Genomic DNA, 21,182 nt, shown 5'->3' on the forward strand with positions numbered 1-21,182 from the left:
TAGCAGGTTATAAGCAGTAAGTAGTAGATAGAAAATAACGAATAACAAGGAGATAAGGGGATGGTGACGATATGTTCTGTACTTGGAATGTTGGGGATATGTTCCATCGAAGATATCCGAAAAAAAGAAATACAAAGCATAAGAGTATTGTGTTTTGGCATTGGTGGAATTTTACTGCATCTCTGGCAGAGAAACCAGTCATTATACAGCATGTTAGGAGGGATTGCCGTCGGGGCAGCAGTTATTATTCTGTCACTGGTGTCTGGTGGAATTATTGGAATTGGCGATGGACTGGTACTTTGTGTAGCGGGAATTTACATTGGAGGAATCAATACCATGCGTCTGCTTCTGACGGGACTTTTCCTGTCCTCTCTGTATGCACTGGTATTGCTGTTCATGCACAGAAAAAGACGAAAAGACACCATTCCTTTTATTCCGTTTCTGCTGGCAGCATATCTCATTCTGTTGATTTTATAAGACAGTGGAAAAAGAAATGTTATCTGCCGGCTTCTTATACCATAGAGGCGGCAGTTATAGTGCCAATGATATTGGCAATATTCTGTACCCTGATTGTAGTCAGTTACGAACTGCATGACAGGGTAAAGCTGGCAGCAGAAGAAAGCAGCAAGAACAAGATAGAATGTATGGAGGAAATTTATATTGGAGATATGTTATAAGAGAAATCTGAATCAGAGTTATATGTTTATTACATCAGATCCCGCGTATTCCGGATATCAGATTCATATGTGTCGGCAGAATCATATTCATAATTTATTGCAGTTTGAACCGGTAGTTTCAGAAGGGGAGACACAGTTTCGATATGAAATTACCGGAAAACGTTCTTTGGACCATGTTTTGGAGAGTAGTGATTTTGCCATAGATATGTTTGCAAAAATGTTAGAAACTTTACTGGGAATCTGTCAGGAAATCCGGCCATATCTTTTGGAGGAAGAGGGGATTCTATTAGAACCGGAGAGTATTTATCTTGAGAATGGAACCAAGAAGTTCTACTTCACCTATTGCCCCGGCAGACAGGAACCTGTTACAGAAGGATTCCGAAAGCTGATGGAGTATCTTCTGGCAAAGATTAATCATGAAGATGAACAGATGGTTCTTGCATCTTATGAGGCATATCAGAAATCAACAGAAGAAGGATTTTCTTTGGGTGAAATCCTAAGGATATTATATCAGTACCGGCAGCAGGATGTAGAGGATTATGTACCGGCCCGACAGAAATCTGTTTCGTCTAAAAAGGTAGAGGCATTGCAGAAGGGCATTATGCCATGGGAGCAGGAAAAGAAAGATGCAGCTGTGGAAGAAAAGCCAATTACAAAGAAAAAGAAGGGGTATTGGAAAAAATATGAGATAGATACAATTGAAAAGGATGATGAATATTATAAGAAGGATACTCAAAGCCGTGGCTGGAATATGGCAATGGAAGAAAAATTGCAGGAATGCATTGCTGCAATCAGCCGGATTCCGGCATTCTTAACAGGGAAGATAAATCATGAGAAGGAGGAAGAACCAATCGTGTGTACACCTATGGATTACAAAGAAATGCAGGAGGAAAATCCTACCGTTTATCTTGGAACGGAGCGGGCTCCGGAAGGAGTTCTGCGTTATGATGGAAAAGAGGATATTTCGAATATCCGGATGGAGTATTTCCCTTTTATCATAGGTAGCAGTGAGCAGGCAGATGGAAATGTATGTATACAGGGAGTCAGCCGCATGCATGCCCGCATTACCAGAGAGAAAGAGGATTATTATGTGGAAGATTTAAATTCCATGAACGGAACATGGCTCAATGGGAAAATGCTGGCATATCGGGAGAAGGAGCAGTTATGCATGAATGATGTGATTCAGCTGGGACGTGAGCGGTTTACATTTCTTTAAGAAAAAGGTTATATTTCCTTCGTTGACAGTGCCTTTTGAAAGTGTTATTGTCAGATTCATAAAAGACTGGAAGAAGGATAAGTTATATTGATTCAGAAAATAGATGCATGTTTAAAAGAGCGGGGATATTCCTTTATCAAAGTGTCGCCGGAAGAGGTTGGGGTATACTATAGATTTACAGAAGGAAGGGCACAGGTGGTTGCTGGAATCTTTATGCATCCGGGATTTGTACTGGAAACAGAAAAATTGCAGGCAATTCAGAAAAAACTGCAGGAGCTGTTTCTTCATCCGGAAGGAAGGATTCCGGGCTGTGAACAGAATATGGCAATCTATCAGGTGGAGTTACTAACGTTACTGGTTGCAGATGATATAGGACAGGCACGTATGCTCGGTGGCAGCTGTCGGAATGTCTGGCTTATTAATGAGCAGACAGGGCAGCTTATGATTTTTGAAAACCAGCCGGGAGATTTCTATGGATTAAGAGATACATTACAGGAACAGATATCCGGTGGTGGGAGGCAAAGAGGTTATGCTTCACAGGGGTATGCACAGATGGACAATTACCGTAGAACAGAAGAGAAGCGAGGTCTTACTTTGTGGCAGAGGATAAAACAGTATCCGTCCTGGTGTAACGCCGGCATTGTTTTGATAAATATCATAGTATTTCTGTCATTGAGCGCACTTGGCGATACGGAATCTGCAGCTTTTATGGAACAACATGGAGCAGTATTTCTGCCGGATGTATTTGGACAGGGAGAATGGTGGAGACTGTTTACGGCCATATTTTTACATTTTGGACTGGCACATCTTGCAAATAATATGATTGTATTATTCTGGACTGGAGACAGACTGGAACGTCTGATAGGAAAGTGGCGCTATCTTATCATTTATTTTGGCGCAGGATTGTGCGGTAATCTGCTTTCACTTCTGGTAACACAGGGCAAAGGAACCCTGACGGTGTCAGCAGGTGCCTCAGGTGCCATTTTTGGTGTATTTGGAGCTTTACTCTGGGTAATAATTGCCAACAGAGGAAGGGTAGAAGAACTGAATATCAGAGGAATTGTAATTATGATTGCATTGAGCCTATATTATGGATTTACCAGTACCGGAGTGGACAACTGGTGTCATGTAGGCGGACTGATTAGCGGATTTTTCCTGTCACTGCTTCTATATCGCAGAAAGGATTGATTTTATTCCGGAAAATTTATATACTGTTGATATATGATTGAATGAAGTAAGATGAAAAACTTAAGATACGGAGGCAGAAATGAAAGTAAATATATATTACGGTGGTAGAGGACTTCTGGATGATCCTACTTTATATGTAATCGGGAAAATGGAAGAAGTTTTAAAAGAGCTTCGTGTCAGTGTGGAACGATATAATATATACGAGCACAAGAATAGCATCTCTACGTTGCCGCAGACCTTAAAGGATGCAGATGGAATCATTCTGGCAACGACAGTAGAGTGGCTTGGAATCGGTGGTTATATGCAGCAGTTTTTGGATTCCTGCTGGCTTTACGGAGACAAGGAAAAGATTAAGACAACCTATATGCAGCCAATCGTTATGTCAACCACGTATGGAGAACGTGAAGGGGAACTGACATTGTCCAATGCATGGGAAATTTTAGGAGGTCTGCCGTGCAGTGGAATGTGTGGCTATGTAGATGATCTGGTAAGTTTTGAAATGAATCATGACTATTCCCTGATTATTGAGAAAAAAGCAGAAAATCTTTATCGTACAATTTCTCAGAAACAGAAGAGTCTGCCGACTTCTAATCAGGCGGTAACCAGAACCATCCTGCGGACACAGCAGATGGATTTAACACCACAGGAGAGTGAGCAGTTATCACAGTACGTGGCAGATGATTCTTACGTAAAGAAACAGAAAGAAGATATTGAAGAATTAGCGTCCATGTTTAAGGATAAGTTAAGTGTACAGCAGAATGACACGCAGACAGAATATATTACAGAATTAGAAAGCCATTTTGTGCCACAGGGGGATTTCACGGCGAACTATCTCTTTATGATTGAAGAGAAAAAGAAACCATTGGTAGTCGAAGTAGCAGGAGAAGAGTTAAACTGCTATTATGGACAACAGGAAAATGTAGATGTATATGCGAAACTTACGGGAGAAGTCATGAATAATATTTTAGCTGGCAGAATGACATTCCAGAGAGCATTTATGACCGGTGAGATGACTGCAAAAGGAAACTTTAAGACACTGCGTACCTTAGATCAGATTTTCATTTTTGAATAGAAAGAAGGAGTAACCATGAAAGACGATAATTGTATTTTTTGTAAACTGGCAGCAGGCGATATTCCGACAAATACCGTATATGAGGATGATACATTCCGTGTCATTATGGATGCCAATCCTGCAACAAAGGGACATTCCTTAATTATTCCCAAAGACCACTTTGCAAATCTTTATGAAATGGATGAGGAAGTAGCAGCAAAAGCAATGAAGCTTGCTAAGAAAATGGCAGTTCATATGAAAGAAAAATTAAACTGTGATGGATTTAATTTACTTCAGAACAATGAAGAGACTGCAGGACAGACAGTATTTCATTTCCATATGCATCTGATTCCAAGATACAAGGAAGACAAGAATGATGATATTTTAAAATATACTCCATTAGAGCTTTCTGATGATGAAATGAAAGAAATTCTGGATATGATAAAAGTAAAATAAAAAGAAAAAATAAAAATAAAAATAAAGGTGTAAAGTCTTATATAGAATCAGGACTTTACACCTTTTGCACTTATGCTTTCTTCTTCTTTTTCTCACTGGCTTCTTCAATGAGCTTAAGAATGGTATGAATAGAATCTAACTGCTGGCTGGACTTCATATTAGAAATATAAGTCTCCTTTTCTGTCATGACTTTCTTAATGGCAGCATCTAAGGTTTCTTTGGTCAGATTCTCTTCTTCAATTACATAGCTATACCCTTGTTTTTCAAAAGAGCGGGCATTTAAAATCTGGTCACCACGGCTTGCAGCAGCAGACAGTGGAATCAGAATATTTGGCTTGTGAAGAGCAAGCAATTCACAGATTGCATTTGCACCGGCACGGGAAATGACAAGAGAGCTTAAAGCAAACATATCCCGAAGTTCTTTCCCGGCATATTCAAACTGGACATAGCCGGAACGGTTGTTATATAATTTATCTATATTTCCTTTCCCACAGAGATGGATAATCTGATAGTTGGCAAGCAGGTCATCTAAGAGACCACGTACCGCATCATTAATAAATTTGGAACCGCTGCTTCCACCGACTACTAAGATAACCGGTTTATCCATGGTAAAACCACAAAGTCTGGCAGCCTGTTCTTTGTCGCCGCTTAAAAGTTCCTGGCGGATTGGAGAACCGGTAAGAACTGCCTTATCCTTTGGAAGATAGTCTACAGTTTCCGGGAAATTACAGCAGACCTTGCAGGCGGCTGGAATTGCAATTTTATTAGCAAGACCAGGTGTCATATCGGATTCATGAATAATAGCAGGAATACGGAGGCGTTTCGCTGCGAGAACGACAGGAACGGAAACGAATCCACCTTTCGAAAAGACAACGTCCGGTTTGATTTTTCTTAAAAGAGATACAGACTGTGCGTAGCCTTTGATCACACGGAATGGATCTGTGAGATTACGGAGATCCTTATAACGACGGAGTTTTCCTGAGGAAATTCCATAATAAGGAATGTTCTGTTCTTCAATTAACTGTTTTTCCATGCCGGCATAGGAACCGATATAAGAGATTTCATAACCAGCCTCTTTTAAAGCAGGAAAAAGAGCAATGTTTGGAGTTACATGACCGGCGGTACCACCGCCTGTTAAAACGATTTTTTTCATGAAAAGAATCCTTTCTTTAATATCAGATTACTTATAATGTAAAATGATTTGCTGAATAATATATTATACTCTTGGTAAAAAAAGTCAACTCTATTTAAAACCTTATACAATCGTAAAAATACCAGAAAATAAAGCGGGGGGTATGTGAAAATGAAAGCATTATATTATCGGTACTTATTTGAAAATGTGGAAAATGGAATGATTCAGGCAGGCAGTATCTATAATGAGGAGAATGACTGCAGTGTGAATTATGTATACTTATCCGGAAATCCTACGAACAGTAACATAAACGGCGGTGTAAGCAGCAAAGACAACAGCAGAACAAATGATATAACAGGCATCGGTATCTTGGACAAAAGAACCATCAGAAGACTGGCCGGGGCACCGATAGATCTTGTGGTAGTAGGAGAATATACGAGGGACTGTCTTGGCATATTGTATGCACTATTGCAAAATACGACGATTCAGACGGTGATTATGCCTTATGTAGCACCGATTCACCGGATGCTGGTGGAGCAGTGGATATCGGAGGAACAGGATATGGAAGAGAAGACATTACCGGAACAATGGATATTGGAGCCGGAAATGTCACCGGAAAAACGATTAGAATTTTCCTGCCTCATCCGGCATCCTTACCATGCATTAAAGAATATGGGGGTGGAAAATGTCTATTTATTATATGGAAATTGTCCGCCCTGTTCCCTGGACGCAGTGCAGAATGCCAGAAAAGGAAATTATTTCGAACTGGCAGATGCAGAGGATTTAGAAACGATAAAGATTATGGAACGGGAATACATTCCGGTGGTCAAGGCCGGATGCATCATTGAAAATAAGTGGGTATTTTATTTTTCTGCATATGGAATGGATGTAATGGAACTATATCAGTTTACCAGAAGATATTATACGAAAGAAGGCTATGACAGGGCACTTCGTCATCCGGAAAATACACAGTATCAGGCGGGAATGCAACGGTTATTAGAGGCATATAAGAAGACTTACGGTTTGGAAGCATATGCAGCAGTTATTATGTATGCAGGTCCGGGTCAGGTAAAAGAAAGCGGAAGTAAAATCAATGGTGCCATGTATGAACAGTCTTTTGGCAGAGAAAATCATTGTTCTCCGTATCTGGATGCCGGCAGAACGGTATGCATGTTAAAATGTATCCAGCGAAATGATTATGGAATGCTCCGGAACCAGTTTACCAGGGAGAGCAGAACCCTTCGAATGGGAGTACTTTTTTTGGGAAATATTGATATGCACAAAAATATGGAAGAGATTTTAAAACGTTATCGGGGCTATGGAAAGACGGTACGGATTGTATCGATTCCCGGCAATGAAGATGTGTCAAAATGGAATCCGGAATTTCCGTGGAAATTTGAAGGAGAAGGTATCCGTTATTGGGTTGGAAATATCAATGAGCGAATGGATACGAAGATACTAAAAGATATTCTGCTGGCTGGGTCCTATAACCGGATTATCAGCGTAAATGAAGAATATGGCTGCTGCCTTTCCGGCTATATGTTGGATGGGGAAGAATATCAGCAGCTTTTGTAGAAGACTGCAGAAACAAAGGGAAAAATGGAAAAAGATGCGGCGAAAACACGGCGTTGTCCTCTTTTCAAATGGAATGTTCCTTTTTATAATAGAAAGAAAAAGGAAAAGAGGTTATAAGAATGGGAGCTTTCATGAATTTGGTGTATGAATATGCAAATTACATAATTCTGGCAGGAATGCTCTTACAAATGATAATAATTCTGCAGGTTCTGGTTAAAGTGAACCGGACAGACCGCAGATTACAAATGATACAGGGAAAAGTAGAAGATTATCTGAATGTCATATTAACTGAAGACAGTGGAAAAGAAGAGCCATTGGTATCGAGACAGGAAGAACTGATGCGGGATTCTATTGAAAAGAAGAGAAAACAGCAGGAAGAAGCGGTATTTAATGCTGTTTTGAAGGAAATTTTTCCTTGATAAATGCATATAGGTTTGATAAAATAAACTCTAATGAAATTTTATTCATAATTAGGGAATTGTGTATAGAAAAAACAAAGGAGTGAATTTGAAATGAGTAAAGTAACATTTGATTACTCAAAGGCAGCTTCCTTCATCAGTGAAGAAGAAGTTGGCTATATGAGCAAACTTGTAGACAATGCAAAAAAAGAGTTATTGGATAAAAACGGAGCCGGAAATGATTTCTTGGGCTGGCTGGATCTTCCGGTAGATTATGATAAGGAAGAGTTCACAAGAATTCAGAAAGCAGCAGCTAAGATTCAGTCTGATTCTGAAGTGTTAGTAGTAATCGGAATCGGTGGTTCTTACCTTGGTGCAAGAGCCGCAATCGAATTCTTAAGACATGGATTCTATAATAATGTATCTAAGGATGTTCGTAAGACTCCTGAGATTTATTATGCAGGAAACAGCATCAGCGGAAGCTACTTACAGGGACTGCTTGATGTAGTAGGAGACCGTGATTTCTCCGTAAATATTATTTCTAAATCAGGAACAACAACTGAGCCTGCAATCGCGTTCCGTATCTTCAAAGAGAAGTTAGAGAAGAAATATGGTAAAGAAGAAGCTGCAAAGAGAATTTATGCAACCACAGATAAAGCAAAGGGAGCATTAAAACATCTTGCAGATGAAGAAGGATATGAGACATTTGTAGTACCGGATGATGTCGGAGGACGTTTCTCTGTACTTACCGCTGTAGGACTTCTTCCAATCGCAGTAAGTGGTGCAGATATCCAGAAATTAATGGATGGGGCTGCAGAAGGAAGAAAACTTGCTTTAGAGCAGGATTTCGCAGAGAACGATGCATTACAGTATGCAGCAGTTCGTAACATTTTATTAAGAAAAGGCAAAGCAGTAGAAATTCTTTGCAACTACGAGCCAAGTCTTCATTATGTATCTGAATGGTGGAAACAGTTATTTGGAGAGAGTGAAGGAAAAGACCAGAAGGGTATCTTCCCGGCATCTGTAGATTTAACAACAGACTTACATTCTATGGGACAGTTCATTCAGGATGGTTCCAGAATTATGTTTGAGACTGTTATGAACGTTGAGACTCCGAAGCACAATATTACAATTCAGGAAGAACCGGTTGACTTAGACGGATTAAATTATCTTGCTGGAAAAGATATGGACTTTGTAAATAAGAGTGCAATGAACGGAACCATTCTTGCACATACCGATGGTCAGGTTCCAAACTTCATGGTAAAGATTCCAGAGCAGAACGAATTCTACTTAGGAGAATTATTCTACTTCTTCGAGTTTGCATGTGGTGTTAGCGGATACCTGCTTGGAGTAAATCCATTTAACCAGCCAGGTGTAGAAAGCTACAAGAAGAACATGTTCGCATTACTTGGAAAACCAGGTTATGAAGAAGCAAGAGAAGCATTAATGAAACGTTTATAAAAACTGCTGAAGCAGGATAAGATAAAATCATTTAAATTTGAATCAGTCCTTGCATTACAGCAAAAAAGAACTCCATCCGATTGGAATATCCAGCCGGGTGGAGTTCTTTCTGTTGTATATTATAAAGTAAATGAATTCATATTTTCTTCCAGGATGGAAGCAATCTCTTTCAGACGATTTGCATTTTCCATGATTTCCTGCATAACATTGCTGACTTCCATAACGGAAGCGGAAGTTTCTTCGGTACTTGCTGCATTCTGCTGGGCAATTGCGGTAAGATTCTGTACGACATCCACAACATCTCCACGGGCTTTATCAAGCTGTGTTGTTCTGGTGGCAATCTCGCCTACGCCACTGATAGAAGAACTGATTCCATCACGAACCTGTTCGAATACCTGACCGGTCTTATGTACGTTTTCGCTCTGCAGGTTCATAATAGTTTTAACCTCATCCATGGTCTTAACTGCTTTTTCAGAATCTTCAATCAAAGCATGGATAATCTGGTCAATCTGGTTTGCAGATTCATTGGACTGGTCAGCCAGTTTCTGAATCTGCGATGCAACAACGGCAAATCCACGTCCTGCCTCACCGGCACGGGCAGCTTCGATAGAAGCATTTAAGGAAAGCAGGTTTGTTTCTTCTGCGATGGAAGAAATCAAAGTTGTAGCCTCTTTAATCTTCAGGGCAGAGATATTAGTTATATTGGTCTGTTCATAAATAACATCAATAGAAGCAATTGCCTGCTGGTTGATGTTGTCCAGTTCTTTCAGGGTGGCAGCAGCTTCCTCGCTGGATTCACGCATCAGGTTAGCAGTGCTTGTAAGATTTTCAACCTGACTGTTGGTATGTTCAATCATGTTACCCATATTAACGATATCATCGGTAGCTTTCTGGGTTTCGGAAGCCTGGTTGGTAGCTCCGGTAGCAATTTCATTTACTGCGGTTTCAACATTTCCCACGGTTGATGTTGTGTGGGATGCATTGGTATCCAGTTCAGTAGATGCATTGTAAAGCAGTTCACTCTGGGACTTAATCTGTGAAACAATTGTAACTAACTTTTCACGTAAATCTCCGATAGCTCTTGCCATCTGCCCGGTTTCATCCTTACGTTTGCTGATGCGGATAGTAGTCGGGCTTTCTGCAAAGTTCAGGGAAGAGAAACGTTTGATAACATTGGTAATCTCTACAATCGGACGGGTCATTTTACTTGCAATAAGGAAAGAAATGATTCCCAGTACAATAAAGATAATAATAGCGGCACCACCGGCGCGGGCATAAATTGCATCCTTAGCACTTAAAATATCTCCACGGTCAGCAGTAATGACCAAAATAGCTGCTTTATTGGAAGTAACATAGTAAGCCGCATATTTTTCAGCACCTCTGAATTCATAGATTGCCATACCATCCTGCTGTTCTTTACCTGCTTCCAAATCAGCTACCACCTGTTTAATTGCGGGATTTTCTACAGGTTGTCCGACTTTGCTTTCATCCGGATGATAAATCATGGTTCCATCTGAACCAACCACATAGGCGTAACTGGAATCCAGATCATTGATGCGGACATCACCGATCAGAGTTTCAAGATATGCCTGATTTAAAATAATGTTACCGCTCCGGTTCAGGGCAGCATCAACATTTAAACCGCAGGTATCACAGACATCACGCATATAGCTTTCTGCCAGAGTGGAAATTGCATTATCAGCAACCGGTATAATCATAATCAGAAGAGAAGCAACACTGATGATAATACTCAGCAGAACTAACTGTACAACATTAAAGCGCATGGAGTGAAGTCCGGCCTTTTTCTCCTTCTTTTCCTTAGGCACTTTCTGTGCTTTTGCAGGCTTTGGAGCCTTTACTGGATTCTGCTTCAAAGCAGAATCTTTTTGCTTACGTTCCTTCATAAAAATACATCCTCCTTGATAACCATTACGAAAAAAGACGAAATCTTTTCTTGTGATTTTGCGTAATTATTATTAGGAAATTATACCATGAATTGGATAAAAAGTACAGAAACTTGACAAATAAAAATTACTTTGTTATAATCCATGATGTAACAAATTTGTAATAAATGTAATAAAAATGAATAAAATGACATATACTTGTTAATAATCCTTAAAAAAGAAAAACAGGGTATATGTTATGGAGGTCAAAATGAATTTAAGAAAAAGAGTGATTGAGAGCACAATTATAGCAGTGATGCTTACCGTTGTAACCGCAGTCACAGCAGTTATGCAGACAGCATCAGTAGAAAATGTACCAGAACCGCAGCAGGAAACAAAAGCTGTGGCAGATGTACAGGCAGATGGCTCCGCCGGCATTATAGAAGAATTGGCATCATTGGGAGACGCGGCAACCGAGCAGGCATCCATTGAACGTGCAGATGTAGTGGTTGTTGCAGAAGCACAGGAAGAGGAGCCTCAGCTCAGTGAGGAGCAGCAGGCATGGAATAGTAAGCTTATGGCAGATGTGGATGATTTCTTATATATAAGAAGCTCCGCAGATGGAGAGTCTGAAGTAATTGGAAAATTATATAAAGGTGCAGCAGCTGATATCGTAGAGACATTAGATGGCTGGTATCATATTACATCCGGTTCTGTAGACGGATATGTAAAGAGCGAATATTGTGTGGCAGGTCAGGATGCATATGCTTATGCACAGACCGTATGTGACACCGTAGCAACTGTAACCACCGGTGGTCTTCGTGTCCGCAGTGAAGCAAATCCGGATGCATCTGTTATCAAGGCAGCATCAGAAGGAGATAAGCTTGTAGTTGATACACAGACAGAATCTCCGGAAGGATGGGTCGCAGTCAGCTTAAAGAATTCCACTGCATTTGTATCTGCAGATTATGTAACCGTATCCTTAAATGTAGCATCAGCAGTTTCCATGGAAGAAGAAAGAGCTGCATTGGAAGAGAAGGCTGCAGAAGAGGCAGCAAAGAAAGCTGCACAGACTACAACAACCATGGTAACACAGAATGCATCTGTAGCAGCAAACTGTGATGAAGTAACACTTCTTGCTGCATTAATCCAGTGCGAAGCAGGCAGTGAGTGTTATGAAGGCCAGCTGGCAGTCGGAGCAGTTGTTATGAACCGTCTGAGAAGTGGTGTATATCCATCCAGCCTTTATGATGTAATTTACCAGAGCGGTCAGTTTACACCAGCAGGAAACGGAAAAGTTGCATCTGTTATTTCAAGCGGTGTCAGCGGAAGCTGTTTACAGGCAGCACAGGAAGCATTATCCGGTGTAGATAATACCGGTGGGGCATTAAGCTTCCGCCGTGCAAGTTCCGGTCAGGCAGGAGTAGTCATCGGAAACCATGTATTTTTCTAGGAAAATGTAAGAAAATATAAGAGAGTATAAAGTCAGGGTGTCAAAAGAAGTTTTTGGCACCCTGTTGTAATCTTGGAAAAAGTATAGTAATATGTGAATAGTTATTCAAAATATAAGTTTTGGAGGGTAAAAATGGAAGGATTAATAGCACTTATCATTTTAGTAATACTAGTACTGGTAATTATTGTATCCTGTATCAAGATTGTACCGCAGGCAAATGCAGTTGTTGTAGAGCGTCTGGGCGGATATCTTGCAACCTGGGGCGTAGGTCTTCATTTTAAAGCACCGTTTATTGACCGTATCGCAAAAAGAGTTCTTTTAAAAGAGCAGGTGGTTGATTTCCCACCACAGCCGGTAATTACCAAAGATAATGTAACCATGCAGATTGACACCGTTGTATATTTTCAGATTACAGACCCGAAGTTATTTGCTTACGGTGTTGAAAATCCGATTATGGCAATCGAAAATCTGACAGCAACCACACTTCGTAATATCATCGGTGATCTGGAATTAGATGAGACCCTTACTTCAAGAGAGACCATCAATACCAAGATGAGAGCTTCCCTGGATGTGGCAACAGACCCATGGGGAATCAAGGTAAACCGTGTAGAGTTAAAGAATATCATCCCACCAAAGGCAATTCAGGATGCCATGGAGAAACAGATGAAGGCAGAGCGTGAAAGACGTGAAGCAATTCTTCGTGCAGAAGGTGAGAAGAAATCTACGATTCTTGTAGCAGAAGGTAAGAAAGAATCAGCAATCTTAGATGCAGAGGCAGAGAAGACTGCCGCAATTTTACGTGCAGAGGCACAGAAGGAAGCAACCGTAAAAGAAGCAGAAGGTCAGGCAGAAGCAATCTTAAAGATTCAGCAGGCAAATGCAGACGGACTTCGTTTCTTGAAAGAAGCAGCACCGGACGATGCTGTATTACAGCTTAAGAGCCTGGAAGCTTTTGCAAAGGCTGCGGACGGAAAGGCAACAAAGATTATCATTCCATCTGAGATACAGGGCGTTGCAGGACTGGTAAAATCAATTACAGAGGTTGCCGGAGATAAATAATTAAAAAGGAAACCATAAACCTAAAATGAAATCGGGCTGCCACATCTATGTAGGACAGCCCGTTTTGTATCAAAGAGTAAGAAGAAAAGAGGAAAAAGCAATGAATTTAAAAGGACGTAATTTCTTAAAATTGATGGATTTTGAACCAGAAGAAATCCTCTATATGATAGATCTGGCAGTAGACCTGAAAGCAAAGAAGAAACAGGGTATTCTGCATGACAGCCTGATTGGCAAAAACATTGCCCTGATTTTTGAAAAAACCAGTACCAGAACCCGCTGCTCATTTGAAGTGGCAGCCCATGATCTTGGCATGCACGTAACTTACCTTGACCCGTCAGGCTCCCAGATTGGAAAGAAAGAGAGCATTCCGGATACCGCAAGAGTTTTGGGACGTATGTTTGACGGAATCGAATATCGTGGCTATGGACAGGATATCGTAGAAGAACTGGCAAAATATGCAGGCGTTCCGGTATGGAACGGACTGACCAATGAATTTCATCCGACCCAGATGTTAGCAGATATGTTAACCATCCGCGAGCATCTTGGCAGATTAAAGGGCGTAAAGCTGGCATATATGGGAGATGCCCGTTATAATATGGGAAATTCCCTGATGGTAACCTGTGCAAAACTGGGAATGCATTTTGTGGCTTGTACTAATAAGAAGTATTTCCCGGATCCAAAGCTGGTTACATATTGTGAAGATGTGGCATCCCGCACAGGCGGAACCATTACCTTAACAGAGGATGCCATGGAAGGAACCAGGGGTGCAGATATTGTCTATACTGATGTGTGGGTATCCATGGGTGAGCCGGAAGAGGTATGGAAAGAGCGTATTACAGACCTGATGCCATATCAGGTAAATAAGAAGCTGATGGATAATGCAGGAGAGCAGGCATTGTTTATGCATTGTCTCCCGGCATTCCATGACCTTAAGACCAGGATTGGACAGGATGTCTATGAGAAATTCGGATACTCCGAACTGGAAGTAACCGATGAAGTATTCGAAAGTGAGAAATCCATCGTATTTGATGAAGCAGAGAATCGTATGCATACGATTAAGGCAGTTATGCTTGCAACTTTAGGAGAATAGGAACCTATGAAAGCAAAAATACTTGCAGCACTGCGGGAAGCGGAAGGTTATGTTTCCGGACAGGAGCTTTGTGAACGCTTTGGTGTATCAAGAACCGCAGTGTGGAAGGCAATCAATCAGTTGAAAAAGGATGGCTATGAAATTGAAGCGGTGCAGAACCGGGGCTACCGGATTGTAGGCACACCGGATATCTTAAGCGAAAATGAATTGAGCAGTATCCGTAAAACAGATTGGATTGGGAAAAAAATCTATTATTATGATGAAACAGATTCTACTAATGTAAGAGCCAGCCGTCTTGCAGAAGAGGGTGCAGAGCATGGAACCCTTGTGGTGGCAGACCAGCAGGATGCCGGAAAAGGAAGACGTGGAAGAGGCTGGAGTTCCCTGCCGGGAACCGGAATCTTTATGACACTGATTTTAAAACCGGAGCTGAATCCTTCCAATGCATCCATGCTGACACTGGTGGCAGCTATGGCGGTGGCAAAGGGCATTACCCGCTGCACCGGTATGGAAGCAAAGATAAAGTGGCCAAATGATATTGTCATCAATGGTAAGAAGGTAGTAGGAATCCTGACGGAAATGAGTGCACAGATGGATTATGTAAACCATATTGTGGTAGGCATTGGTATCAATGTGAATAATGAAAGTTTCCCGGAAGAAATTGCGCAGAATGCCACCTCACTTCTGTTACAAAGTGGAAAACGGGTAAACCGTGCAGCATTAATAGAAGCTGTCTGGGAAGAATTCGAGCATTATTATGACCGGTTTATGGCATATCAGGATTTACGGGATCTGCGGAAGGAATACGATGCAAGCCTTGCCAATAAAGGGCAGAAGGTAAGAGTGTTAGACCCGAAAGAGCCATTTGATGGAGTGGCACAGGGCATTACCGACCGGGGCGAATTAATCGTGGATACCTGGGAAGCAAGAAAACTGGTGTCTTCCGGGGAAGTATCTGTCCGCGGGATTTATGGATATGTATAGATATGCATAGAGATAGATGTTTATAGGATAGACAGGAAAAGCCACATTTACCAGATATAAAAAAGGCATAAATAAAAAAAGGAGTATGAATATATGGAGCAGGAAGAAATCGTTTTATGCGGTTCCAGCGCTTATACCAAGAAATTCTATCTGAATCCGTTGTTTAACGGACTTCCGGAGGGAATCAAAGAGGATTTGAATATTCTTTGTGTACTGTATACAGAGGATATCGGAGGAACACTGCAGCTTATATTTGACAAAGAGGGAAATCTTAATTTCCGGACGGAATGTGAGGATGGAGATTTCTTTTATGATGAAATCGGCAGTGTGTTAAAAATCAAACAGATGCAGCGGGAAAAGACAGAGCTCTTTGAATCGCTTGAAATGTATTACCGTGTATTTTTCCTGGGAGAAGAATTCACAGAGGATAAGGAGGACTAATATGTTACTGGCAATTGACGTAGGAAATACCAACATTACCATCGGGGTGTTTGATAAGGAAAAATTAGTTACAACATTTCGTATGACAACAAAAATGCAGAGAACTTCTGATGAATACGGTATTACAATCATTGATTTATTAGAGCATAACGAGATTTCCCATAATGAAATCAAGGATGCCATCATTTCATCGGTAGTACCAAATGTGATGCACTCCCTCTGCAGTGGAATGATTAAATATTTTGGGATTCAGCCAATGGTGGTGGAGCCGGGCGTGAAGACAGGAATCCGTATCACATCCGAGAATCCGGCACAGATTGGTGCAGACAGAATCGTAGATGCTGTAGGTGCATATGAGCTTTATGGCGGACCGGTTGTCGTAATCGACTATGGTACAGCAACCACCTATGACTTCGTCAATGGAAATGGAGATTTCTTCGCAGGAGTAACTTCACCGGGAATCCGCATTTCTGCAAAGGCACTCTGGGAAGATGCGGCGAAGCTTCCGGAAATCGAGATTAAGAAACCGTCTACCATTCTTGCAAGAGAAACCATCAGCAGTATGCAGGCAGGACTGATATTCGGACAGATTGGACAGACAGAATATATTGTAAAAAATATGATAAAAGAATCCGGACTTAAGGATGTAAAAGTAGTTGCAACCGGCGGACTGGGTAAAATCATCGCAAATGAGACAAAATATATTCAGTACTACAATCCGACACTGACATTAGAAGGAATGCGTCTTATTTACGCAAAACAGAAACGATGAAACTGACAATAGGAAATGTAACACTTGATAATAATTTGATATTAGCACCAATGGCAGGGGTAACAGACCTGCCATTTCGTGTACTTTGCAAAGAGCAGGGAGCAGGACTTATCTGCATGGAAATGGTCAGTGCTAAAGGCATTTATTATAATAATAAGAATACCGAGAGCCTCCTTGCCATTGATGAGCGGGAACATCCGGTTTCCCTGCAGCTTTTTGGCTCCGACCCGGAAATTATGAGCGAGATGGCAAAGCGTATCGAACATCGACCGTTTGATATTCTTGACATCAATATGGGATGTCCGGTGCCAAAGGTAGTCAATAATGGTGACGGCTCTGCACTGATGAAAAATCCGATTCTGGCAGGTGAAATCATCGAAAAGACAGCGAAAGCCATAAAGAAGCCTCTGACGGTAAAAATCAGAAAGGGCTTTGATGAAGCCCATGTCAATGCAGTAGAGATGGCACATATTGCGGAAGAGTCCGGGGCAGCTGCCATTGCGGTGCATGGACGGACCAGGGAACAGTATTATTCCGGCAAAGCGGACTGGGAGATTATCCGGAAAGTGAAAGAAGCAGTAAAGATTCCGGTCATCGGAAACGGTGATATTTTTACACCGCAGGATGCATATCGGATGCAGCAGGAAACCGGCTGTGACGGGCTGATGATAGCAAGGGGAGCACAGGGAAATCCATGGATATTTGCACAGATTAACCATTTCTTAGAAACGGGGGAAGAACTGCCGAAGCCATCCGCCAAAGAAATGGTGGATATGGTGCTGCGTCATGCAAAGATGCAGATTGCCTTTAAGGGCGAATTTACCGGAATGCGGGAAATGCGTAAGCACGCAGCCTGGTACACCGGCGGCTACAAGCATGCATCCAGGCTTCGAAGCCTGCTCAATGAAGTGGAGACTTACGAACAGCTGGAGGAATTATTAGAAACCTTTGCATCATATAATGAAGCATGAAATGGTGGAAAAAATTAAAAAGTCTTTTACGCAGGAATAAAAGCAATCTGCAATCAGAAAACAGGAATAGCCATCAGGATGACCTGATTGAAAAAGAAATTTATTTTCCCTGCAATGCATTTTTTCGGAAAATAATCGAAGCAGTATTAGAGCAGAAAGGCATTTCCTACCGGGACATGCGGCTATTTGTCATTGATGCGGAAGATGGCGCATATCTAAGACAGGAGGAAGAACAGTATATGCTCCAACAGCTTTATCCGGGACTTAATGCATATACGCTTTGCACCGGTCGGCCGGAATGTCACCGGAAGGAAATGGATTATCTTTATGAAGAGATGGGACTGATTGTAGAAGTGCTTGAGAAGAAGAAAAAGGCAATGCAAAAGGGAACCGGCCAGGAAGAGGGCAGACTGATACTGGATTTTGAAGCTGACGGAAGAATCCGGGAAGAATTTCTATCGGAAAAAAGTATCTATATTTCCATTTATAAAAGGAACTGGTATCAGCGGGCAAATCTTGACATTGAAGTACCTATTGGGTATAATATTATGATTGTTAAGGGAACCGGTTTTACAGGCTGTGAAGCGGTTTCAGATCGATTAGAGCGAGAATTTTATGCAGAATAGAAAATCTATAAAAGGAAGGGCTAATAAGCATGGATAAGAAAAACATTTTGACCTATCAGGGTTTACAGAAACTGGAAGACGAGTTACAGAATCTGAAAGTGGTCAGAAGAAAAGAAGTTGCACAGAAGATTAAAGAAGCAAGAGAGCAGGGAGACTTATCTGAGAACGCTGAGTATGATGCAGCAAAAGATGAGCAGCGTGATATCGAAGCAAGAATCGAACAGATTGAGAAAATCTTAAAGAATGCAGAAGTCGTAGTAGAAGAAGAAGTTGATTTAGACAAGATTAACATCGGATGTCAGGTAAAAATCCTTGATATGGAATTCGATGAGGAACTGGAATATAAAATTGTTGGTTCTACAGAGGCAAACAGCTTAAAGGGAAAGATTTCCAACGAGTCTCCGGTTGGTAAAGCATTAATCGGTGCCGGCGTTGGTGACGTAGTAGAAGTTGAGACCCAGATGGGTAACTTAAAATATAAAGTATTAGGAATCCACAGATCAAACTAATAGATTAGGAGAACAAAGATGGCGGAACAGAAGAACGTACAGGAACAGGATATTAACCAGTTAATCAAGGTGCGCCGTGATAAGTTAAAAGAACTTCAGGAAAATGGAAAAGATCCGTTCCAGATAACCAAATATGATGTAACAAACCACAGCACAGATATCAAAGACGACTTTGATGCTTTTGAGGGAAAAGAGGTATCTATCGCAGGTCGTATGATGTTCAAACGTGTGATGGGAAAAGCTTCTTTCTGTAATGTACAGGATTTAAAGGGAAGCATCCAGGCATATGTCGCAAGAGACGAAATCGGAGAAGATTCTTATAAAGATTTCAAGAAATATGATATCGGAGATATTTTAGGAATCAAAGGAAAAGTATTTAAGACCAAGACCGGAGAAATCTCTATCCATGCATCTGAGGTAACTTTATTATCCAAGAGCTTACAGATTTTACCGGAGAAGTTCCACGGACTTACTGATACCGATACCAGATATCGTCAGCGTTATGTAGACCTTATCATGAATCAGGAATCCAAGCAGACTTTCATCAAACGTTCCCAGATTATCAAGGAAATCCGTAATTTCTTAGCTGGACGTGACTTCATGGAAGTTGAGACTCCGATGCTGGTTTCCAATGCAGGTGGAGCAGCCGCAAGACCGTTTGAAACACATTACAATGCATTAAATGAAGATGTAAAACTCCGTATTTCTCTTGAGTTATACTTAAAGAGACTGATTGTTGGTGGCTTGGAGCGTGTTTACGAAATCGGACGGGTATTCCGTAACGAAGGTGTTGATACCCGCCATAATCCGGAATTTACATTGATGGAGTTATACCAGGCATACACCGATTATGAAGGCATGATGGAACTTACCGAGAGCATGTTCCGTTATCTTGCAGAAAAAGTATGCGGCACTACAAAGATTACTTACAATGGCATTGAAATCGACCTTGGAAAGCCTTTTGAGCGTCTGACCATGAATGATGCCATCAAGAAATATGCCGGCATCGATTTTGATACCGTAGCAGATGATGAAGCAGCAAAGGCGCTGGCAAGAGAACATCACATTGAATTCGAAGAGCGTCATACCAAGGGTGATATCATCAACCTCTTCTTCGAAGAATTCTGTGAGAAAGAACTGATTCAGCCGACCTTTATCATGGATCATCCGGTAGCAATTTCTCCGCTTACCAAGAAGAAACCGTCTGACCCAACCAAGGTAGAACGTTTTGAATTATTTATCAATACATGGGAAATGTGTAATGCATATTCCGAGTTAAATGACCCGATTGACCAGCGTGAGCGTTTTGCAGCACAGGATGCCGCATTCGAAGCCGGTGATGAGGAAGCAAACCATACCGACGAAGATTTCTTGAACGCACTGGAAATCGGTATGCCACCTACCGGTGGAATCGGATATGGAATCGACCGCCTGGTTATGCTGTTGACAGATTCACCGGCAATCCGTGACGTATTGCTGTTCCCGACAATGAAGTCACTGGACGCTGACAAGAAAGCTTCCAAGACTTCCGAAGCAGCTCCGGCAGAGGCTGAAAAAACAGTTGAGAAGATTGATTTTTCCAAAGTAAAAGTTGAGCCATTATTTGAAGAAATGGTTGATTTCGATACTTTCAGCAAGTCTGATTTCAGAGCTGTAAAGGTAAAAGCATGTGAAGCAGTTAAGAAATCCAAGAAGCTGTTACAGTTCACTCTGGATGACGGAACAGGCACAGATCGTACGATTTTAAGCGGTATTCATGCTTATTACGAGCCGGAAGAACTGGTTGGAAAGACCTTAATTGCAATCACCAACCTGCCACCGAGAGCCATGATGGGAATTGAATCTTGTGGAATGCTTCTCAGTGCAATTCATGAGGAAGAGGGCGAAGAAAAACTTCATCTTCTGATGGTTGATAACCACATTCCGGCTGGTGCAAAGCTGTACTAAAATTAAATATTAAATGTCTAAAACCATGATGTCAGACCGCATTTGACAACAATTTGACAACAAAATTTGGGATAATAATGAATCGTTATGAAGCATGACGAATTTCAGGTGAAAGGACACAGGTTTGGCAATGAAGTAAGAGCACTTCTTAGAGTTAATCTAAGAGGTGCTTTTTTGCGTTGCATATCAAAGAGGCGCCAGTGGCGCGTCTGATGATTCGGGAGTTATAGGACAAAATGTGTTGATGAAAACCGCTTTCAAGCCTTGAAAATAAAGGGCTGAAGGCGGTTTAA

21 protein-coding genes are annotated in these 21,182 nt (G+C 41.3%); 19 read left to right on the forward strand and 2 right to left on the reverse strand.

Going from position 1 to position 21,182, the window contains the following annotated elements; all coding sequences use genetic code 11:
• The first annotated feature begins 60 nt into the window (after positions 1–60).
• The 6 genes from OCV43_RS08335 (at position 61) to OCV43_RS08360 (ending at position 4,588) form a co-directional block, all read left to right on the forward strand.
• On the forward strand, positions 61–477 hold the full coding sequence (locus OCV43_RS08335; RefSeq protein WP_262623831.1) for a prepilin peptidase: 417 nt from the start codon (positions 61–63) through the stop codon (positions 475–477).
• Between the two features lie 59 nt (positions 478–536).
• On the forward strand, positions 537–677 hold the full coding sequence (locus OCV43_RS08340) for a hypothetical protein (protein WP_227700752.1): 141 nt from the start codon (positions 537–539) through the stop codon (positions 675–677).
• A complete protein-coding gene (locus OCV43_RS08345; protein ID WP_262623832.1) occupies positions 661–1,893 on the forward strand; it encodes an FHA domain-containing protein in 1,233 nt (410 codons plus the stop codon). The genes OCV43_RS08340 and OCV43_RS08345 overlap by 17 nt, the downstream gene beginning before the upstream one ends.
• Positions 1,894–1,980: 87 nt before the next feature.
• Positions 1,981–3,081: a rhomboid family intramembrane serine protease gene (locus OCV43_RS08350; protein WP_262623833.1), complete on the forward strand. Its 1,101-nt coding sequence runs from the start codon at positions 1,981–1,983 to the stop codon at positions 3,079–3,081.
• 79 nt (positions 3,082–3,160) lie between these two features.
• The gene (locus OCV43_RS08355; RefSeq protein ID WP_117698112.1) at positions 3,161–4,153 is read left to right on the forward strand and encodes an SCP2 sterol-binding domain-containing protein; all 993 of its coding nucleotides are present in this window, start codon (positions 3,161–3,163) and stop codon (positions 4,151–4,153) included.
• Positions 4,154–4,168: 15 nt separating this feature from the next.
• Complete coding sequence (locus tag OCV43_RS08360) at positions 4,169–4,588, forward strand: HIT family protein (protein ID WP_118639414.1); 420 nt, start codon at positions 4,169–4,171, stop codon at positions 4,586–4,588.
• 70 nt (positions 4,589–4,658) lie between these two features.
• Here OCV43_RS08360 and OCV43_RS08365 read toward each other — a convergent pair whose 3' ends face one another.
• A complete protein-coding gene (locus OCV43_RS08365) occupies positions 4,659–5,741 on the reverse strand; it encodes an undecaprenyldiphospho-muramoylpentapeptide beta-N-acetylglucosaminyltransferase (protein ID WP_117947307.1) in 1,083 nt (360 codons plus the stop codon).
• A gap of 150 nt (positions 5,742–5,891) precedes the next feature.
• Here OCV43_RS08365 and OCV43_RS08370 point away from each other — a divergent pair, with 150 nt between their 5' ends.
• From OCV43_RS08370 to OCV43_RS08380, 3 genes are all read left to right on the forward strand, one after another.
• A complete protein-coding gene (locus tag OCV43_RS08370; RefSeq protein WP_262623834.1) occupies positions 5,892–7,295 on the forward strand; it encodes a hypothetical protein in 1,404 nt (467 codons plus the stop codon).
• A gap of 119 nt (positions 7,296–7,414) precedes the next feature.
• A complete protein-coding gene (locus OCV43_RS08375) occupies positions 7,415–7,714 on the forward strand; it encodes a hypothetical protein (protein ID WP_022242883.1) in 300 nt (99 codons plus the stop codon).
• Positions 7,715–7,807: 93 nt separating this feature from the next.
• Positions 7,808–9,154 (forward strand): glucose-6-phosphate isomerase, encoded by a 1,347-nt coding sequence (locus OCV43_RS08380; protein WP_227709707.1) that lies wholly within the window; start codon positions 7,808–7,810, stop codon positions 9,152–9,154.
• A gap of 119 nt (positions 9,155–9,273) precedes the next feature.
• On the opposite strand, the gene OCV43_RS08385 is transcribed toward OCV43_RS08380, so the two are convergent.
• Positions 9,274–11,058: a methyl-accepting chemotaxis protein gene (locus tag OCV43_RS08385; RefSeq protein WP_262623835.1), complete on the reverse strand. Its 1,785-nt coding sequence runs from the start codon at positions 11,056–11,058 to the stop codon at positions 9,274–9,276.
• Positions 11,059–11,308: 250 nt separating this feature from the next.
• On the opposite strand from OCV43_RS08385, the gene OCV43_RS08390 reads away from it, so the two are divergent.
• The 10 genes from OCV43_RS08390 to lysS all read left to right on the forward strand — a co-directional run bounded on the left by OCV43_RS08390 (position 11,309) and on the right by lysS (position 20,889).
• Complete coding sequence (locus tag OCV43_RS08390) at positions 11,309–12,490, forward strand: cell wall hydrolase (protein WP_262623836.1); 1,182 nt, start codon at positions 11,309–11,311, stop codon at positions 12,488–12,490.
• Positions 12,491–12,622: 132 nt separating this feature from the next.
• Entirely contained in the window at positions 12,623–13,549 is a 927-nt protein-coding gene (locus OCV43_RS08395; RefSeq protein WP_022242887.1) for an SPFH domain-containing protein, read from the forward strand.
• Positions 13,550–13,649: 100 nt separating this feature from the next.
• Positions 13,650–14,639, forward strand: a complete 990-nt coding sequence (argF, locus tag OCV43_RS08400; protein ID WP_262623837.1) for an ornithine carbamoyltransferase — start codon at positions 13,650–13,652, stop codon at positions 14,637–14,639.
• 6 nt (positions 14,640–14,645) lie between these two features.
• Entirely contained in the window at positions 14,646–15,623 is a 978-nt protein-coding gene (locus tag OCV43_RS08405; RefSeq protein WP_118088021.1) for a biotin--[acetyl-CoA-carboxylase] ligase, read from the forward strand.
• A gap of 93 nt (positions 15,624–15,716) precedes the next feature.
• Positions 15,717–16,064: a DUF6145 family protein gene (locus OCV43_RS08410; protein ID WP_022242890.1), complete on the forward strand. Its 348-nt coding sequence runs from the start codon at positions 15,717–15,719 to the stop codon at positions 16,062–16,064.
• A 1-nt stretch (position 16,065) separates the two neighbouring features.
• Positions 16,066–16,836 carry a type III pantothenate kinase gene (locus OCV43_RS08415; protein WP_022242891.1) on the forward strand — a complete coding sequence of 257 codons (771 nt, stop codon included), beginning with the start codon at positions 16,066–16,068 and terminating at the stop codon, positions 16,834–16,836.
• Positions 16,833–17,807, forward strand: a complete 975-nt coding sequence (gene dusB / locus OCV43_RS08420; protein ID WP_118088023.1) for a tRNA dihydrouridine synthase DusB — start codon at positions 16,833–16,835, stop codon at positions 17,805–17,807. Before OCV43_RS08415 ends, dusB begins: the two co-directional genes overlap by 4 nt.
• The gene (locus OCV43_RS08425) at positions 17,804–18,433 is read left to right on the forward strand and encodes a hypothetical protein (RefSeq protein WP_262623838.1); all 630 of its coding nucleotides are present in this window, start codon (positions 17,804–17,806) and stop codon (positions 18,431–18,433) included. The genes dusB and OCV43_RS08425 overlap by 4 nt, the downstream gene beginning before the upstream one ends.
• 29 nt (positions 18,434–18,462) lie before the next feature.
• Positions 18,463–18,942 carry a transcription elongation factor GreA gene (gene greA / locus OCV43_RS08430; RefSeq protein ID WP_022242894.1) on the forward strand — a complete coding sequence of 160 codons (480 nt, stop codon included), beginning with the start codon at positions 18,463–18,465 and terminating at the stop codon, positions 18,940–18,942.
• A gap of 18 nt (positions 18,943–18,960) precedes the next feature.
• Complete coding sequence (gene lysS, locus OCV43_RS08435; RefSeq protein WP_262623839.1) at positions 18,961–20,889, forward strand: lysine--tRNA ligase; 1,929 nt, start codon at positions 18,961–18,963, stop codon at positions 20,887–20,889.
• The last annotated feature ends 293 nt before the right edge of the window (positions 20,890–21,182 follow it).

Origin of the sequence: Roseburia amylophila (assembly GCF_025567465.1) — a bacterium.
GTDB classification, from domain to species: domain Bacteria; phylum Bacillota; class Clostridia; order Lachnospirales; family Lachnospiraceae; genus Roseburia_C; species Roseburia_C amylophila.

What these genes read in the sequence shown, in the direction of transcription:
- OCV43_RS08335 (WP_262623831.1), top strand. Translation starts at nt 61, where the DNA reads ATGGTGACGATATGTTCTGTACTTGGAATGTTGGGGATATGTTCCATC.
- OCV43_RS08355 (WP_117698112.1), top strand. Translation starts at nt 3,161, where the DNA reads ATGAAAGTAAATATATATTACGGTGGTAGAGGACTTCTGGATGATCCT.
- OCV43_RS08360 (WP_118639414.1), top strand. Translation starts at nt 4,169, where the DNA reads ATGAAAGACGATAATTGTATTTTTTGTAAACTGGCAGCAGGCGATATT.
- OCV43_RS08365 (WP_117947307.1), bottom strand. Translation starts at nt 5,741, where the DNA reads ATGAAAAAAATCGTTTTAACAGGCGGTGGTACCGCCGGTCATGTAACT.
- OCV43_RS08370 (WP_262623834.1), top strand. Translation starts at nt 5,892, where the DNA reads ATGAAAGCATTATATTATCGGTACTTATTTGAAAATGTGGAAAATGGA.
- OCV43_RS08375 (WP_022242883.1), top strand. Translation starts at nt 7,415, where the DNA reads ATGGGAGCTTTCATGAATTTGGTGTATGAATATGCAAATTACATAATT.
- OCV43_RS08380 (WP_227709707.1), top strand. Translation starts at nt 7,808, where the DNA reads ATGAGTAAAGTAACATTTGATTACTCAAAGGCAGCTTCCTTCATCAGT.
- OCV43_RS08385 (WP_262623835.1), bottom strand. Translation starts at nt 11,058, where the DNA reads ATGAAGGAACGTAAGCAAAAAGATTCTGCTTTGAAGCAGAATCCAGTA.
- OCV43_RS08390 (WP_262623836.1), top strand. Translation starts at nt 11,309, where the DNA reads ATGAATTTAAGAAAAAGAGTGATTGAGAGCACAATTATAGCAGTGATG.
- OCV43_RS08395 (WP_022242887.1), top strand. Translation starts at nt 12,623, where the DNA reads ATGGAAGGATTAATAGCACTTATCATTTTAGTAATACTAGTACTGGTA.
- argF (WP_262623837.1), top strand. Translation starts at nt 13,650, where the DNA reads ATGAATTTAAAAGGACGTAATTTCTTAAAATTGATGGATTTTGAACCA.
- OCV43_RS08405 (WP_118088021.1), top strand. Translation starts at nt 14,646, where the DNA reads ATGAAAGCAAAAATACTTGCAGCACTGCGGGAAGCGGAAGGTTATGTT.
- OCV43_RS08410 (WP_022242890.1), top strand. Translation starts at nt 15,717, where the DNA reads ATGGAGCAGGAAGAAATCGTTTTATGCGGTTCCAGCGCTTATACCAAG.
- OCV43_RS08415 (WP_022242891.1), top strand. Translation starts at nt 16,066, where the DNA reads ATGTTACTGGCAATTGACGTAGGAAATACCAACATTACCATCGGGGTG.
- dusB (WP_118088023.1), top strand. Translation starts at nt 16,833, where the DNA reads ATGAAACTGACAATAGGAAATGTAACACTTGATAATAATTTGATATTA.
- OCV43_RS08425 (WP_262623838.1), top strand. Translation starts at nt 17,804, where the DNA reads ATGAAATGGTGGAAAAAATTAAAAAGTCTTTTACGCAGGAATAAAAGC.
- greA (WP_022242894.1), top strand. Translation starts at nt 18,463, where the DNA reads ATGGATAAGAAAAACATTTTGACCTATCAGGGTTTACAGAAACTGGAA.
- lysS (WP_262623839.1), top strand. Translation starts at nt 18,961, where the DNA reads ATGGCGGAACAGAAGAACGTACAGGAACAGGATATTAACCAGTTAATC.